13 protein-coding genes and 4 tRNA genes are annotated in these 16480 nt (G+C 39.7%); 9 read left to right on the top strand and 8 right to left on the bottom strand.

Annotated elements, in window-relative coordinates; genetic code table 11:
* Positions 1–6: 6 nt before the first annotated feature.
* The 3 genes from ftsL to sbp form a co-directional block, all read right to left on the bottom strand.
* Positions 7–339: a cell division protein FtsL gene (gene ftsL / locus SOI76_RS01565; RefSeq protein ID WP_016142872.1), complete on the bottom strand. Its 333-nt coding sequence runs from the start codon at positions 337–339 to the stop codon at positions 7–9.
* Complete coding sequence (rsmH, locus tag SOI76_RS01560) at positions 339–1262, bottom strand: 16S rRNA (cytosine(1402)-N(4))-methyltransferase RsmH (RefSeq protein ID WP_016143670.1); 924 nt, start codon at positions 1260–1262, stop codon at positions 339–341. The genes ftsL and rsmH overlap by 1 nt, the downstream gene beginning before the upstream one ends.
* A 230-nt stretch (positions 1263–1492) precedes the next feature.
* Positions 1493–2494, bottom strand: a complete 1002-nt coding sequence (gene sbp, locus SOI76_RS01555) for a sulfate ABC transporter substrate-binding protein (RefSeq protein ID WP_104079726.1) — start codon at positions 2492–2494, stop codon at positions 1493–1495.
* A gap of 399 nt (positions 2495–2893) precedes the next feature.
* Between sbp and SOI76_RS01550 the strand changes: the two genes are divergently transcribed.
* The 8 genes from SOI76_RS01550 to SOI76_RS01515 all read left to right on the top strand — a co-directional run bounded on the left by SOI76_RS01550 (position 2894) and on the right by SOI76_RS01515 (position 7923).
* Complete coding sequence (locus SOI76_RS01550; RefSeq protein WP_104079725.1) at positions 2894–3193, top strand: hypothetical protein; 300 nt, start codon at positions 2894–2896, stop codon at positions 3191–3193.
* A gap of 116 nt (positions 3194–3309) precedes the next feature.
* Positions 3310–4818, top strand: a complete 1509-nt coding sequence (gene gltX, locus SOI76_RS01545; protein WP_017400508.1) for a glutamate--tRNA ligase — start codon at positions 3310–3312, stop codon at positions 4816–4818.
* Positions 4819–4875: 57 nt separating this feature from the next.
* Positions 4876–4951, top strand: a tRNA-Ala gene (locus SOI76_RS01540).
* A 25-nt stretch (positions 4952–4976) separates the two neighbouring features.
* A tRNA-Glu gene (locus SOI76_RS01535) sits at positions 4977–5052 on the top strand.
* A gap of 128 nt (positions 5053–5180) precedes the next feature.
* Positions 5181–6602 carry an amino acid permease gene (locus tag SOI76_RS01530; RefSeq protein WP_104079724.1) on the top strand — a complete coding sequence of 474 codons (1422 nt, stop codon included), beginning with the start codon at positions 5181–5183 and terminating at the stop codon, positions 6600–6602.
* A gap of 120 nt (positions 6603–6722) precedes the next feature.
* Positions 6723–7622, top strand: coding sequence for a hypothetical protein (locus SOI76_RS01525; protein ID WP_104079723.1), 900 nt, complete (start codon positions 6723–6725; stop codon positions 7620–7622).
* 121 nt (positions 7623–7743) lie between these two features.
* Positions 7744–7819: transfer RNA gene (locus SOI76_RS01520), tRNA-Glu, on the top strand.
* Between the two features lie 28 nt (positions 7820–7847).
* Positions 7848–7923 (top strand) — tRNA-Glu (locus tag SOI76_RS01515).
* Between the two features lie 90 nt (positions 7924–8013).
* On the opposite strand, the gene SOI76_RS01510 is transcribed toward SOI76_RS01515, so the two are convergent.
* Positions 8014–8961, bottom strand: a complete 948-nt coding sequence (locus SOI76_RS01510; RefSeq protein WP_104079722.1) for a hypothetical protein — start codon at positions 8959–8961, stop codon at positions 8014–8016.
* A 275-nt stretch (positions 8962–9236) separates the two neighbouring features.
* Between SOI76_RS01510 and SOI76_RS01505 the strand changes: the two genes are divergently transcribed.
* Positions 9237–9575 carry a hypothetical protein gene (locus tag SOI76_RS01505; RefSeq protein WP_104079721.1) on the top strand — a complete coding sequence of 113 codons (339 nt, stop codon included), beginning with the start codon at positions 9237–9239 and terminating at the stop codon, positions 9573–9575.
* An 18-nt stretch (positions 9576–9593) separates the two neighbouring features.
* Here SOI76_RS01505 and SOI76_RS01500 read toward each other — a convergent pair whose 3' ends face one another.
* From SOI76_RS01500 to SOI76_RS01485, 4 genes are all read right to left on the bottom strand, one after another.
* Entirely contained in the window at positions 9594–10544 is a 951-nt protein-coding gene (locus SOI76_RS01500; RefSeq protein WP_104079720.1) for a cation diffusion facilitator family transporter, read from the bottom strand.
* 132 nt (positions 10545–10676) lie between these two features.
* Positions 10677–13835: an efflux RND transporter permease subunit gene (locus tag SOI76_RS01495; RefSeq protein WP_104079719.1), complete on the bottom strand. Its 3159-nt coding sequence runs from the start codon at positions 13833–13835 to the stop codon at positions 10677–10679.
* Entirely contained in the window at positions 13825–15045 is a 1221-nt protein-coding gene (locus tag SOI76_RS01490; RefSeq protein ID WP_104079718.1) for an efflux RND transporter periplasmic adaptor subunit, read from the bottom strand. The genes SOI76_RS01495 and SOI76_RS01490 overlap by 11 nt, the downstream gene beginning before the upstream one ends.
* A gap of 2 nt (positions 15046–15047) precedes the next feature.
* Positions 15048–16463, bottom strand: coding sequence for a TolC family protein (locus tag SOI76_RS01485; protein ID WP_104079717.1), 1416 nt, complete (start codon positions 16461–16463; stop codon positions 15048–15050).
* Positions 16464–16480 lie beyond the last annotated feature (17 nt).

Raw genomic sequence — 16480 nt, 5'->3', positions numbered from 1 at the left:
AAGGCCTTACTTATTTTGCTCTGAGGTCATCGGTAAAGAAATTACCACCGTTTCTGCAGCAGGTGGCGAAAACATGCGTAGTTGGGTTACAGCACGCGTACCAATCTGTGCTGTTGCACCGAAGGTTTGTTGCTCAATAAGCAAACGCCCCCATTCAGCATTGAGATCATCACGTTCACGCATATAAGAGCTAAGCTCTCTATAATCATGACGATATTCAAATACTTGAAATACGACCATCATGGCACTGATAAAAACAAGTGCCACTAATACGGTGTATACCACAACTTTTTTCACCACTTTATTTTCGGTGGTTTCAATTTCATCACTGCTTTTCATTACGCGCCTTTTTGTTCCAAGCGTTCAGCAACCCGAAGCCATGCACTACGTGAACGAGGGTTCGCTTTTACTTCTTCTTCACTCGCACGAACCCGTGAAATTTTCTTTAATCTTCTTGTATCTACCTGCTGCTGTGGCATTCCCCAGCCAAAATCTTCTGCCAAAGTCGATTCTTTTTGAATAAATTGTTTGATCAAGCGATCTTCAAGAGAATGAAAGCTAATCACAGACAAACGTCCTTTTGGTTTTAGCAAGTCTACAGCTTGTGGTAAAAATACTTCAATATCATCTAGTTCTTTATTAATAGCAATACGAATTGCCTGAAATGTACGTGTTGCTGGATGCTTATGTTTTTCCCATTTTGGATGAGCCGTTTTAACAAGTTCTGCCAATTGGGCTGTCGTATCCAATTTTCCAGCTTGTTTAATCGCTTTTGCAATACGTCGACTATAACGTTCTTCGCCATATTGATAAATAATATTTGCTAATTGTTCTTCTTCAATTTCAAGTAACCACTCAGCTGCGGTTAACCCCTTAGAATTATCCATTCGCATGTCTAGAGGACCATCCTGCATAAAACTGAAACCACGTTCAGCTTGGTCGAGTTGAGGAGATGACACTCCTAAGTCAGCCATAATGCCATCAACACTCATCACACCAATTTCCTGCATTTTTTCTTTAATATCAGCAAAACTGGCATGAATAATAGTAAATCTCGGGTCTTCTTGTGCCAAAGCAGCCGCAACTTCCAAAGCTTGAGGGTCTTTATCAAATGCATATACTCGTGCATTTTCATCAAGTTTCGAGAGCAATAAACGTGTATGCCCACCTCGTCCGAAGGTTGCATCGATATACACCCCTGTTGTGCGATCTGCCAATAAGCTCTCAACGGTCTCAAAAAGTAAGACAGAAATATGCGACATAGGTGTTAAATCATTGCGTAAAAATGTAACTGCACATTATCACCTTGTTTATGTCCAACACCAAACGGCTTTTTGTAGGAAAATATTAATTTTTCATAGATAAAACCGTTTTATTAGCATTTTTTAAGCAAAAAAAGAAAGCAAGCTCACTTTTTTAAGTTTGCTTGCTTTCTTTATACATATTTAGCTTTTAACTTTTCTTTTGGACTACTGTTTTTTAGACATTCTATTTACTGTTTGCCACCATAAATTTGATCAAAAATAGCGCCATTCGCAAAGTGAGTTTTCTGTGCTTTAGCCCAACCACCGAACACATCATTAATAGTAAATAATTTAATTTTTGGGAATTGCGCTGCATATTTCGCAGCCACTTGAGCATTACGCGGTCGGAAATAATGTTTAGCAGCCAGCTCTTGACCTAAAGGTGAATATAAAAAGTTTAAATAGCCTTTTGCTAAAGTTCGGTTCCCATTTTTATCTACGGTTTTATCTACAATCGCGACAGATGGTTCAGCTAAAATTGAAATTGATGGATAAACAATTTCATATTTATCTTTATCTAGCCCTTTAGTTGCCAATAAAGCTTCATTTTCCCAAGACAATAAAACATCACCAATTCCACGCTCAGCAAATGTGGTTAGTGATCCACGGGCTCCCGAATCAAGCACTTTTACATTGTGATAAAGTTTTTTAACTAGCTCTCGAGCTTTCACATCATTCCCACCCGGCTGTTTTAAAGCATATCCCCACGCAGATAAATAAATCCAACGAGGTGCTCCCCCCGTTTTAGGATTAGGGGTGATAATTTCAACACCTGGTTTTGTTAAATCATTCCAATCACGAATATTTTTTGGATTACCTTTCCGTACTAGAAATACAACAGTAGAAGTATAAGGTGCCGAATTATTTGGGAATTCTTTTTGCCAATTCGGCTGAATAAAACCCGCTTTCACAATCTCATCAATATCATTTGCTAATGCTAACGTTACTACATCAGCTTCCAGTCCTGTAGCTACTGCACGAGCCTGTTTGCCTGACCCACCATGTGATTGTTTAAATTCAACATCCTGTCCTGTGCGCTGCTTCCAAAACTTACCAAAAGCCTGATTATATTCTTGATAAAATTCACGAGTAGGATCATAAGAAACATTTAAAAAAGAGGTCGCTGCCTGAGCTGCTGTTACTGCCATTCCCATATACATAGCAATAGCCATTATTGATATTTTTTTCATTTACAAAATCCATCATTGGTTTTAGTTTTACTATATTTTTAATTTTATAATTTACAATCAATTACTTATATTAATATATTTTTTATTAATCTCTTTAAAAGATATAGATTAAGATCACTAAGTTATTTCATTTTTGAAAAATTTTGTAATTATTCTTACAACTTAATGAGGGCATTCACTTTATCTACACATTAATTTGTTAAATAATGAAGCGTAAAGGATACATATGGTCTACATTTGCATCGACCAGATTAAAATATAGCTAAATTTTGTAAAAAGTGTGACACAGTTCCACTTTTTTATTAAGATTTATGTTTAAATCGTAGCATTACCGTAATTTTACATTTTGTTAAACTCAAAAAAAAGATGAAATGTAATGAACAGAGGGGATGATTAATAATGAAAATTCATTATGGAAAAGCGTTAAGCTTAAGTTTGGTGCTAGGTTTTGCATCACAATTTTCTGCAGCAGCAGTACTTAAAGATACTCCAAACAAAACTGGATCAGATAAGCAAACTTCGCTTATTGAAAAAGCTTTAGATCAGCAGAAACGTAATCCTATTGTATTACCTTCTACAAATGATGAACTTAAGGTTCTAAATACGATTCGCGTTACACCAACTCAAAATTTTCTTGCTGCACAACATGAACGTTTTTCACGTTTTGTTCAGGCAATCTTTCAGCCGCATGCTTCTTAAAATCTGAAACACCCCCTCTACGTTTCAGTTTTAGCCCAGACTGACGTTAAATAAAACGTCAGAATACTGGGCTTTTTCGTTATAATAGTTTCAATTTTTATTTTGACCCTTTATCTATGAAAGTTCGTACTCGTATTGCACCTTCCCCTACTGGTTTTCCTCATGTCGGCACAGCCTACATTGCTTTATTTAACATGTGTTTTGCAAAACAACATGGTGGAGAATTTATTTTAAGGATTGAAGATACAGACCAACTTCGTTCTACACCAGAGTCTGAAAAAATGATTTTGGATTCATTACGTTGGTTAGGTTTGAACTGGTCTGAAGGTCCAGATGTAGGTGGTCCGCATGCACCATATCGCCAATCTGAACGTATGGGAATTTATAAGCAATACGCATTAGAACTTGTTGAAAAAGGTCATGCTTTTTACTGTTTCGCAACAGCAGAAGAACTTGACCAAATGCGTGCTGAACAACAAGCACGTGGCGAAACACCAAAATATGACGGCCGCGGTTTAAAACTTTCTCAAGAAGAAGTGACTCGACGTCTTGAAGCGGGTGAACCTCATGTCATTCGTATGAAAGTGCCTGAAGAGGGTGTTTGTAAATTTAATGACTTGCTCCGTGGCGAGGTTGAAATTCCTTGGGCACAAGTCGATATGCAAGTCCTTCTTAAAACAGATGGCTTACCAACTTACCATTTAGCTAACGTTGTTGATGACCATTTAATGGAAATCACTCATGTATTGCGTGGAGAAGAATGGCTTCCATCTGCACCGAAGCATCAATTGCTTTACCAATATTTTGGTTGGGAAATGCCAACACTTTGCCACATGCCATTGTTGCGCAACCCAGATAAATCAAAACTATCTAAACGTAAAAACCCAACATCAATTAACTACTACCGCGATATCGGTGTATTACCAGAAGCCTTGTTAAATTATTTAGGCCGTATGGGTTGGTCAATGCCAGATGAAAGAGAAGTTTTCACATTACAAGACATGATGGATAACTTTGACATTCAGCGTGTATCACTAGGTGGACCAATTTTTGACGTTGAAAAATTGAACTGGCTTAACGGTCAATGGATCAAAGGGTTAACTCCAGGTCAATTACTAGACCGCTTATTAACATGGAAAAGTGATCGCAGCACTTTAGAAGACATTGCTGCCGCTATTCAACCACGTATTAATTTACTTTCAGAAGCTGTGAATTGGGCTGGTTTCTATTTTAACCATATGCCACAAATCACAGCGGAAATGTTTGAAAGTAAAAAATTGACTCAAGAGCAAGTTCGTCAAAGTTTGCAATTTGCAATTTGGCGTCTTGAAGGTCAATTTACTTGGAATAATGACACCGTTAGCCAAACCCTAATGGATCTTGCGAATCAGATGGGCATTAAATTACGTGATTTTATGCCAGCGTTCTTCATCGCAATTGCCGGTTCAACGAGCTCAACACCGGTGATGCAGTCGATGGTGACCCTTGGGCCTGATTTAACTTTTGCTCGTTTACGTCATGCCTTAGAAATTGTGGGCGGACCGAGCAAGAAAGAAGTTAAAAATTGGGAAAAACTCAATGAGAGCTTAAAATTGCCGAAAAATGACGCAACTAGCGAAGTTTAATTCATTTTTTTGTTGACGTGTGAGCGCATTCACCCTAAGATTGCGCTCACACAAACTGGGGTCATAGCTCAGTTGGTAGAGCGCTACAATGGCATTGTAGAGGTCAGCGGTTCGATCCCGCTTGACTCCACCACGCTCCTTTGTGTTTGCCTCATCAAGTCCCTATCGTCTAGAGGCCTAGGACATCGCCCTTTCACGGCGGTAACCGGGGTTCGAATCCCCGTAGGGACGCCATATTCTGCTTTAAAAATTATAAAAAGACTCTATCGTCACCTTACTGTTTATTCTTTATCTCTTTCTAGATTGCACATTTGTCTATTTTATCTAAAATAGCGTCTTTCTTAATTCTCTCAATGTGTAATATGCAGCCATCTGACAATCAACTAGATGCTCATCAGCATCAGAACAGTACTGCACCTTTAAAAAGAGCCATGAGTACTCGCCATCTTGTGATGTTATCACTGGGCGGAGCGATCGGAACTGGTCTATTTTTAGGTTCAGGGGAAGTCATTTCACAAACTGGAGCTATTGGCGCAATTATTGCCTATATTCTTGGTGGCGCGATCGCTTACATGGTCATGCTTTGCCTAGGAGAACTCGCTGTACACATGCCTGTTTCAGGTTCTTTCGGTGCATATGCCAAAAAATATATTAGTCCAAGTACGGGCTATATGATTTCTTGGATGTACTGGCTAACTTGGACGGCAACGCTTGGAACCGAATTCACAGCCGCTGCTCTACTCATGCAAGAATGGTTCCCGCAGATTTCAATGTGGATTTGGACAATTATTTTTGCGGTTACTATTTTTGGCTTAAATATTAGTTCAACGCGTATTTTTGCTGAATCTGAGTTTTGGCTGGCTCTTGTTAAAGTCGTTACCGTCATTGCCTTTATTGTGCTTGGCTTATTAGCAATTTTTGGTTTAATTCCATTCCATGGTTCCCAAACTGCCCCCCTATTTAGCAATCTAACAGCTCAAGGCTGGTTCCCTCATGGTTTAATTCCTATTTTTACAACCATGTTAATTGTTAACTTTGCTTTCTCAGGAACCGAATTAATTGGTGTAGCAGCAGGTGAAACAAAAGACCCAGCTCAAAATGTTCCAAAAGCGATTAATGCTGCAATCTGGCGCCTACTTATTTTCTTTGTAGGTACCATCATTGTTATTAGTGCCTTACTTCCTTTCCAACTTGCTGGCTTAGGCGGTGACGGCGTAAGTAGCAGTCCTTTCGTTACTGTATTTAATTATATTGGCATTCCATATGCGGATGACATTATTAGGTTTGTAATTATCACAGCTCTGCTTTCAGCAGCCAATTCTGGCCTATATGCAGCTTCACGTATGATGTGGTCTCTGTCAGAACAAAAATTGCTACCTAGTGTGTTTGCAACTTTGTCAAAAAGTGGAACACCGATCGTAGCTCTAGTGGTAACGATGTTCGGTGCAATTCCAGGTTTATTATCAGAGCAATTTGCACCTGAGACTATTTTTAAGAATCTGCTTGGTGTAGCAGCTTTTACCATGGTCATTGTATGGATGAGTATTTGTTTAAGTCAGTTCAATTTCCGTCGCCAATGGTATCGATCAGGTCATACAGTTAAAGATTTACAATATGCTGCCCCTCTATTCCCTATTGTGCCAATTTTAGGTTTTGTTTTCTGTTTCATTACTTGTTTAAGTATGGCAGCAGACCCTGAAATGCGTGCTGGTTTTGTAGGCTGTCTTATTTTTACAGCTCTATGTTATGTCAGTTATTTTATTTTTTATCGTACTAAGGCCTAAACTTATTGTTGTGAAGTTAAAGTGTAGCAAAAAGCTACACTTTTTTTTGCCTACATACTGGTTTTCGACAAGATACCGTTGTAGATTGAAATTTATATTAAAAACAAAATCTTGTATAGAATGAAAATTATATTTATCCACGGGATGAATCAACAAAATTACACAGCACATCGCTTGAAAGAGCATTGGTTAAAAGTATTTAAGCTTGGCCTAAAACAAATGCCTTGCAAAATTAATGTCCGCGATCTTCATATTCATATGCCATTTTATGGCGACTTAATGACCAAGTACCAATTAAGCAACCAATTAGACCTTAATACGTTATTACCTAAATCATTTTTAAATAATTATTTACCGATTCACTTCCATCACAACAATCCCCCAGCTAAAGAACACACCCCATTTGTTCCCTTATTACCTCCAGCAACAGACCCATCTGAAAAAAGCTTTTCGGAACGACTTTATCTCACTTCTCAGCTTGTAAAAGACCGCGTACTCAAAGAGTTAGTTGTTCTTTTAAATAACTTCCCTAAATTGCATGAAAGTTTGATTCAGCAATTTCTGATTGAAACGTATATGTATTTGTCTAATCCTGAGTTTATGCAGGAAGTGAATGAGCGGATTTTAAAAAAAATGCGAGAAGACGAAGATTATATTATCGTTGCTCACTCTCTCGGCTCAGTTATTGCTTTTAACCTTCTTTCGAATCCTACTTATCAGTTTTCGATTAAACGATTTATAACGCTAGCTTCCCCTTTATCTTTCCGCGTCATTCAAAGCAAGCTGGCCAGTCCAATTTCTAGACCATCCTGTATCTATGGTGATTGGTTTAACTTTTACTCTCAAGATGATTTTTTGACCGCATTTCCATTATGTGAGGCTCCATTTAATTTTGAGCCTCCTATTATTAATCAGAAAATTTATACTTTCGCTAACCAACCCCACGAGATTTTAGGGTATCTACAACACCCCTCGGTTATAAAGGCAATTATTGAGCCTTTTCAGAAAAATGAAGGCTAAATGTATATATTTTCTACAATTTGAGTTATTTTTAATCGCTTGACTGTTTTTTTTAATATTTCTTCAGAAAACTATTTGACACTTTTATTAAATCGACCTAATATACGCCCACCTCTGAAACGTCCCTATCGTCTAGAGGCCTAGGACATCGCCCTTTCACGGCGGTAACCGGGGTTCGAATCCCCGTAGGGACGCCAATATTTTTCAGATGTATGCCTCATATAAGTCCCTATCGTCTAGAGGCCTAGGACATCGCCCTTTCACGGCGGTAACCGGGGTTCGAATCCCCGTAGGGACGCCAAATTCTAAAAAGCCACTGCATAACGTCAGTGGCTTTTTTCTTATCTTAAAAATAAAAAGCTAATCAATAATTAGCTTTTTATATGCTCTATTAGCCTGCAATTCCTACTTGTACTTCAAGACGACCCGACTGTACTCGAAGTCCTCTAATTTCAAACTGATCTACCAGCTGCTGCACAAGCTCCCGACTTTCTCTTAAAATATTCAAGCCCGGTAAAATACTAAAATCAGTCAAACTTAAAAGCTTTTCAACCATCCATGAGCGGTTATTAATAAAGTCAATAAATCCCGCTTGCTCTAAGTCAATAAACCACATCCGGTGACCATCGCGTTGGATTCCAGGAATATCGCCAATCAAGTGATTAATAAGTGATGGAATAGGCAACATATTTACGACTTCAAAACCCACTCGACCAATACGGCGTACCGCCCAATTGGATAAGGTTCCCCCATGTCGAATCTGGACATCGAGACTCTCATCCATTTGACGTAGACGCAAGAATTTTTCCTGCCCAATACGACATTCCAATACTTTAAAATCTAAACTCAAACGATACATGAAACGATGGTAATGCCCATCGATCTCGACTTGGAAATTATCATTACCACACTTGATTTTAATATCATCAATTTCAGAGCGGTCAATGCGCTTTCGGATTTGATTATTTAATAACATTTCAGGTAAGTACAACGTTAAGGTACTTTTCCCCAAAAAAGTCCGCGCCATAATCAACGCGACTTGGCGTGCTGTTTCACTGGTTTCAGACACCATGTCTCTTACAGTACCTGCTGCCAGATTTGTCATGCCCACAACGCCACGTCTCGTCTGAGTAGTGACTTGATCAAGTGCATCCAAAGCCGCGTCAGCAACCCCGGCGATATTACGTGTTGTGTCACTCGCAAACCCAACTGCATCTTGGGCATGTTGCAATGTCTTATGCAGTAATCGACGAGATAATGACGGTTTCGCGGTATCTGGGGTAGCTAAAACCGATGCTGTCGTTGTAGGCTGCGACTTATTGTCATCTTGTTGACCCAAGTCCCTCTCTCCTTTTTATATTTATTCCACATCCTATTTACGAGTATTTAAGCTCATTTATCGTGCTAATCACACTTCATTTTTCTGTAGATTAGCATGCTCTACAATATTATTTTAATTTTTATGTGTACGGATAAATCGTCAGTTTTTTATATTTCTTTGTTTATTCATAAGTAATTTTTATGCTAACTCAAAGCATCTCATCGATATCTTACAAATTTTTTTCTTTCTGCACATTTCCGTTAGAATAGATTCAAACTAAATGTGGAGTTCTCATGCAATATCGTTGCCCTAAATGTCAAAGTGTTAAAATTATGCCTGTGAGCCAAGGCGTTAACAGCGCGAAACCTGTCGTTCCTAAAAGTCTGGTTATCTTGATTCCTGCAATTTTTGTGCTTTTGCTCTTAGTAGTGATTAGCATTTTTATGTGGATTTTTGGCAATGGTGCAGGTAGTTCTCTTCAAATCGCAACGGTAGTTGCTTTTGTTGTAGCTGTAGGGGCAGGTTTTATGTTCTGGCGTGATTTGCCTGATTTCAAATTATCTATGCAAGCATTTATGCAGTCACAAAAGCACTGGAAATGCCGTGACTGCAATCATGAGTGGGAAATCTAACGGGTTACTCACATCAGTTTAATGCTGATGTGAGTGTTTTTCGTCAGCATGTTCATGTGAAGCATGTTGATTAATATGCTGGCAATTGATCTCGGCATCATCTTCAATTTGTAATGTCACTTCACCAATACCATGTTCATGAGAAAGCATTTCAACCGCATCTTGATAGAGCTTGTTACGGTCAGCTTCAGGCGCAAATAAGTGCACCGTTAAATGGATATTTTTAGAAGTAATCGCCCAGACTTTAAGTTGGTGAATACTTTCCACACCATTTAAAGAAAGTAAATCTGCACGTAGCTTCTCAATATCGACCTCTTCTGGCACACCTTCGAGTAAAATATTAATACTTTGCTTCAGTAAAACCCATGTTCTTGGTAATACCCAAAAGCCAATCAATACCGCAATAATCGTATCGACCCAGTACCAGTTGGTGAAGTAAATGATGAGTGCCCCAATAATTACCCCTACTGAGCCTAGTGCATCACTCAATACTTCTAAATAAGCACCTTTCACATTTAGACTGCTATTGGCACTCGACATGAGAATTTTCATTGAGATGAGATTAATCACCAAACCAATGGTCGCCACAATGAGCATTCCCATACTTTGAATTTCAGGTGGCTTAGAGAAGCGGATATAGGCTTCATATAAAATATAAATTGCCACCACAAAAAGCATGAGTGCATTAAATAAAGCAGCCAGAATTTCAAAACGCTGATAACCGAAAGTGCGTTTATTATCAGCAGGACGTTTGGAAATTTGTATGGCAACCAAAGCAATGGCTAAAGCAGCTGCATCTGTAAACATATGCGCAGCGTCAGAGAGCAACGCCAGACTTTGTGTGATTAAACCAGCAATCACCTCAACAATTAAAAATGTCGTGGTAAGTGCTAAGGCAATCGTTAATTTTTTAGCATTACCTTCAGTTACTACAGCATGACTATGATCATGACCATGATGTCCACCCATTTTGCGGACTCCTTTTTATTTATCTTTATGATGAGTTAAAAGTAACGATGAAGACACCTTTACCTTTAACTCTTACAAACACTTTTTCGACTTAAATTTTGTAATCAAAAAAGATATCTCAAATCGATGACATTATGAATGCTCAACACTTTTCATCTTGTCTTCATTCATCCATCGATAAATGACCGGTAATAAAACCAAAGTTAATATCGTAGATGAAATAATGCCACCAATAACAACTGTTGCCAAAGGCCGCTGAACTTCTGCGCCAGTTCCCGTTGCCAAAGCCATTGGAATAAAACCAAGTGAAGCCACGCAAGCCGTCATGAGTATAGGTCTTAAACGTAAGATCGCCCCATTCCACGTGGCTGTTTGGATATCAAATTTTTCTCTAAGCTCTTTAATAAAGCTCAGCATCACCAGACCATTCAAAACAGCAACACCTGATAAGGCAATAAACCCAACACCAGCAGACATGGACAGCGGAATATCTCTTAGCCAAAGCGCAATCAGACCACCTGACAAAGCAAACGGCACGCCGCTAAAGACCAATAGACTTTCTTTAACATTATGGAATACAGCCATGAGCAGAATAAAAATCATAGCAAGCGCCAATGGAACAACAATTTTCATTCGCGCAGCAGCTGAAGCGAGATTTTCAAACTGACCTCCATATTCCAACCAATAGCCCGCTGGCAGTTGTTCTTTTGCGAGCGTTGTCCTTAACTCTTGAACAAATGACCCTAAGTCACGGCCTTCTACGTTTGCAGTAATAATGACACGGCGCTTACCATTTTCACGTCCCACCTGATTTAGGCCTGAGGTACGCTCAACTTTAGCGACATCTTGAAGCTGGATCAGTCCACCATTTGGCAATTGAATCGGAAGTTGAGCTAAGTTTTGGATGGTACGCTGCTGATCTTCTAAACGAATTTCAAAATCAAATCGTCTATCGCCTTGTAAAATCTGCCCAACATTTTGTCCACCAACACTTGCCGCCACAATATCTTGAATAGCTTTTGCAGATATTCCGTACTGTGCGGCCAGAGGTCGGTTAATTTCAACACTCAGCACTGGTAAACCGCTCGTTTGTTCTACCTTAACCGCGGTAGCGCCTGAAATTTTTTGTACTTTCTGAGCGAGTGCTTGAGCCTGCTCATTAAGTACTTGCATATCATCACCAAAAATCTTGACGCCAATATCACTCCGAATCCCTGAAATTAGCTCATTAAAGCGTAGCTCAATCGGTTGAGAGAACTCACTGTTATTACCCGGTAAGGTTGCCAAGAAAGCTTCCATACGTGAACGTAACTCACTTAGCGTCTCTTTCGGGTTTGGCCATTGATCATGCGGTTTAAGTAAAATGACCGCATCAGAGATATTAGGCGGCATCACATCAGTTGCAACCTCAGCCGTTCCTGTCCGAGCAAAAACAGCTTTTACCTCGGGAAAGTTTTTCAAAATGAGTTTTTCAGTATTTTCCTGCATTCGCAGTGATTGCTCGAGCCCAGTACTCGGTGAACGCATTTGCTGTAAGGCAAAATCACCTTCGCTGAGTTGTGGAGCAAATTCACTACCCATTTGGATAGCTAACACGCCTGTGAGCACTAAAATACTTAATGCAAAACTAACAACCACTATCTTAAGCTGATAAGCCTGATCGAGAATATTTTGATATTTCTGCTTTAAAAGCAACATCCAACGTGTTTCTTTTTCTTTCACTTCACCCGTAACAAAAAGAGCAACTGCGGCAGGTACAAATGTCACAGAAAGAATCATGGCACCCAATAATGCCATCACCACAGTCATTGCCATTGGATGGAACATTTTGGCTTCAACACCAGATAAAGCAAAAATAGGTAAATAGACCACCAAAATAATCATTTGCCCAAAAATAAGAGGTCGACGGGCCTGTTTTGCTGCAAGGAATACTTCTTTAAATCGCTCAGCTCGTGTAAGGGGGCGATGTAAAGCATGCTGTGCTTCTGCTAGACGTCGAATACAGTTTTCTACAATAACGACTGCACCATCTACAATAATCCCGAAATCGAGCGCGCCTAGGCTCATTAGATTGGCACTAATGTTTTGCTCAGCCATACCTGTCAGGGTAAATAACATCGAAAGTGGAATAACGCAGGCTGTGATTAAAGCAGCTCGAAAATTTCCTAGAAAAATAAACAAAATCACAATAACCAGAATTGCACCTTCAACAAGGTTCTTCTGTACGGTTGCAATTGCTTTGTTTACTAAACTTGTTCGGTCATAAACCGTTTCGATTTCCACACCTTTAGGTAATGTAGGCTGAATTTCCTTAATTTTGGTATCAACCGCCTGAGCAACGGTACGGCTATTTTCTCCCATCATCATCATGGCAATGCCAAGAACCGTTTCCTCACCGTTGTAAGTTGCGGCCCCTGTTCTTAAATCATGCCCAATAGAGACATTCGCCACATCTGCCACGCGAATGGGTAACCCATTTTTGGTGCTCACAGTAATGTTTTGAATATCTTCGACACTACTTAACATGCCTGGTACACGAACAGTAAGTTGCTCTCCGTTTTCTTCGATAAAACCTGCACCGCGATTTTCATTATTTTCTTGCAGAGCAGTTTGAAATTCATTGATTGAAATTTGAAGCTGCTGCAAACGTTTTAAATCAGGTGACACAATATAGGTTTTATTGTAGCCACCGATACTGTTGATTTCCGCAACGCCTTTCACACGTTGCAATTGAGGACGTACAATCCAGTCCTGAATTTCACGCAAATCCATCGCTGTATAGGCCGTTCCATCTGTTTTCTTAGCACCTGATTTTGCTTTTACCACCCATTGGTAAATTTCACCTAAACCTGTAGAAACAGGAGACATGACTGGATCGACTGATTCAGGCAGTTGCCCGTCCGCCTCTTGTAAACGTTGGTTAATCAGTTGTCTTGCCCAATAAATATCGGTTCCATCTTTAAAAATGATGGTGACTTGGGAAAGCCCATAACGTGAAATAGAGCGGGTTTGTTCCAGATTAGGAATTCCAGCCATCGCATTTTCAATAGGATAGGTAATCCGCTGTTCAACCTCTAAAGCGGTATATCCATTGGCTTGAGTATTAATCTGGACTTGCGTATTAGTAATATCTGGAACCGCATCAATAGGAAGCTTTTGATAACTCCAGATCCCGACTCCAATCCAAGTCAGTACAAATAACATAACCCAAATGGCATTTTGAATAGCAAACTGAATAACTCTATCAAACAACCCTTCTGGTTTAGGTAGCTCAGGTTTATTAATGTCCATGCTCCGCCTCTCCCTTTTCCAGTTCGGATTTCAGCAAGAAGCTGCCTTCTGCCACATAGCGCTGGCTTGGATTAATACCTTTTACAACTTCGACCCACTGACCATCTTTAGAACGTTGCCCCAACTGCACAGTGACAGGTTCAAATTCAAAGCCTGTTTTCACCATTTTTGGGGTAAAGATAACGTCTTTACCTTCGACTTGTTGAATCGCCTGAGCTTTTACACGGGTCACTTTTTGCGTTGTGCCTGAAGAATTCAGCTCAACATTAACCATCAAGTTTGGACGCAATTCACTACTATTTGCCAAGACCTTGGCACGCACTTGTAAACGTCCCGTTTGAGCATCGGCCTCTGTTATTAAACTTTGAACCTGAGCGTTAAATACATTTCCAGTTTGTAAAGATTTAAATTCAATCTGCTGATTTGGCTGTAAATTCAGATTTGCGGTACTTGGTAAAATAAACTCCAACCACAACTGATCAAGCTGATTAATAATAAAAAGCTGGTCTGCTAGCTGTACGTTTTCACCCACCACAATATCTTTATTACTGACCATACCAGCAATTGGTGCGGTTAAGGTGTAGCGTCCTCCTGAGCCTGGACCCGCCCCGAAAGCACTTAAGCGCGAACGAGCTGCTTTCACTTGAATTTGCGCTTGTTTATAGGCGTTATAAGCTCGTTGATAATCTTGTTTAGCAGAAATTCCTTGAGACCATAAGCTACGTTCACGTTCATAGTCCTGACGCGCTAAATCAAGATTAGACTGTGCAATTTGCAAATTTGCTTGTTGATCGACCAAATCTGGAACCAATAAGCTTGCAAGTGCCTGACCTTTCTTAACCTGTTGCCCCAATTCAACATATACCGCTTCGACACGACCACTAAAACTTGGCGAGACATGGGCTTGTCGGTCAGTATTCACCACCAGTTTTGCTGGATAAGTTTGAAGTTGGGGCACTTCACCTAGTTCAGCTTGTTCAATTTTTAAATTTTGTTCCTGCATTTGCTGAGCAGTGAGTAGCAGTGGTTTTTCACCTTCTTCATGGTGTTCTTCACCCTCTTCTTCAGCATGTCCGTGGCCTTCTGATGCTTCCGAAGAATTAGATTTATTTTTTGAATTTAAAACCAGTAAACCAATTAATATTGCAGTGATTGCAGCAATTACCCCTACCCAAAGCCATTGAGAATTTTTCTTTAAATTTGTAGACATTATTATTCTCCTGCCTGAGTTGAGAATGTTTGACTTTGTTGCCAAGCACGTTGATTGAGTTGCATTAAGGCATCTTTCGCCATGATTTTTTCTGGTTCTAACCCAAAACGCAAACTTTGAATTTCAATTGAATTTTGCCAAGCTTGTTTTAATAGCTCGACTTTACGTAAGCGCACCTCTTGCAATTGCATGGTCGCTTGCTGAACATCGGTAACGGCGAACTTACCCAAACGGAAACCTTGCAATGTTTTTTGCTGAACTTGAATGGCAAGAGGAACTTGCTGATCATTCAGTTGTTTAAACTGAATATGTAAGCCTTTTAACTCTGACATTAGGGTTTCAATATCAACCTGATTTTGCTGTCGATAAAAGGTTTGCTGACGTTGAGATAGCTCTTGTTTGGCCTGAGCAATCTTGATTCCGTATTGCTGGCGATTAAAAAGATTTAAAGGAATTTCCACACCTAAACGAATTTGGTTATCTGTACTCTGTTCCGGAGAACGAGTGTTATTAACACCCAAAGTTACAGTAGGTTGCGGTCTTGCTTTTGCTTTAAGCTGTTGAATATTGGCTTGCTGCGCAAGAGCATCTAGCTGGAACGAGCGCTCTAATAAATTATTTTGCGCATCTTGGCTTGGTTCTAGATTCGCTGCCAATGCCCATAACTGATTTGGACTTTGGAATAGCTGAAACTGACTTGAACCACCTCCCCATAAGTTCACCAATTGTTGTTTCGCAACTTGAAGTTTTAAATCAACTTGTTGGTATAAACGCTGATTTTCCAAGTGAGACATCCGCACTCGGTCTACATCAACTTGCGCAATACTTCCTGCTTGATAACGCTTTTCCGATGCCAACAAATTTTCTTGGCTGACTTCTAACTGCTCTGCAATAAGAGATTTTTCAAGCTCAAGCAAAGCCACTTGTGACCAGAAATATTTAACGATTAATCCAAGTTCAGCTTGATAACGCTGCTCAGCCAAATCAATTTTTGATATTTCCACTTTTGCTAAGTTTTGCGCAGCCTTACGTTGTCCAAAAATATCTAAAGGCTGAGAAATACCAATCGCAAGTTCTTTTTCTTGATCACTTTGGAAGCCAGTTTGTTCAATGGAAAGACTTGGGTTGGTCCATAAACGACTTTGTTTTAAATTGGCCTCAGCCATTTGCTGCTGTGCTTGCCAAACACCTTGCTGACTTTGATATTTTTGTACCTGCTCTAAGGCTTGGTCAAAAGTAAACGCTGCTTTTTGAATATAACGTTCTTGTTGAGTCTCAGACTGAGCCATCGTTACTTGTCCAGCCAATAGCATGGCAACAGATAGGCTTGAGATTGTTAAAACCTTTTTTAACGTTATCTTAACGTTACTCTCTAAGTGAGAAGTAGAACCCACTCGAGTTGAAAAAATAGAAGACATGTTTTTGCCCCGCAATA

The sequence above is a fragment of the Acinetobacter pittii genome (assembly GCF_034064985.1).
GTDB lineage: Bacteria > Pseudomonadota > Gammaproteobacteria > Pseudomonadales > Moraxellaceae > Acinetobacter > Acinetobacter pittii_H.
Note: the sequence above shows the minus strand (reverse complement) of the source record. Positions and strands in the feature narration are given on the sequence as shown.

Excerpts from the sequence above, each read along its gene's own strand:
- ftsL (WP_016142872.1), bottom strand. The coding sequence starts at position 339 with ATGAAAAGCAGTGATGAAATTGAAACCACCGAAAATAAAGTGGTGAAA.
- rsmH (WP_016143670.1), bottom strand. The coding sequence starts at position 1,262 with ATGTCGCATATTTCTGTCTTACTTTTTGAGACCGTTGAGAGCTTATTG.
- sbp (WP_104079726.1), bottom strand. The coding sequence starts at position 2,494 with ATGAAAAAAATATCAATAATGGCTATTGCTATGTATATGGGAATGGCA.
- SOI76_RS01550 (WP_104079725.1), top strand. The coding sequence starts at position 2,894 with ATGAAAATTCATTATGGAAAAGCGTTAAGCTTAAGTTTGGTGCTAGGT.
- gltX (WP_017400508.1), top strand. The coding sequence starts at position 3,310 with ATGAAAGTTCGTACTCGTATTGCACCTTCCCCTACTGGTTTTCCTCAT.
- SOI76_RS01530 (WP_104079724.1), top strand. The coding sequence starts at position 5,181 with ATGCAGCCATCTGACAATCAACTAGATGCTCATCAGCATCAGAACAGT.
- SOI76_RS01525 (WP_104079723.1), top strand. The coding sequence starts at position 6,723 with ATGAAAATTATATTTATCCACGGGATGAATCAACAAAATTACACAGCA.
- SOI76_RS01505 (WP_104079721.1), top strand. The coding sequence starts at position 9,237 with ATGCAATATCGTTGCCCTAAATGTCAAAGTGTTAAAATTATGCCTGTG.
- SOI76_RS01500 (WP_104079720.1), bottom strand. The coding sequence starts at position 10,544 with ATGGGTGGACATCATGGTCATGATCATAGTCATGCTGTAGTAACTGAA.
- SOI76_RS01495 (WP_104079719.1), bottom strand. The coding sequence starts at position 13,835 with ATGGACATTAATAAACCTGAGCTACCTAAACCAGAAGGGTTGTTTGAT.
- SOI76_RS01490 (WP_104079718.1), bottom strand. The coding sequence starts at position 15,045 with ATGTCTACAAATTTAAAGAAAAATTCTCAATGGCTTTGGGTAGGGGTA.
- SOI76_RS01485 (WP_104079717.1), bottom strand. The coding sequence starts at position 16,463 with ATGTCTTCTATTTTTTCAACTCGAGTGGGTTCTACTTCTCACTTAGAG.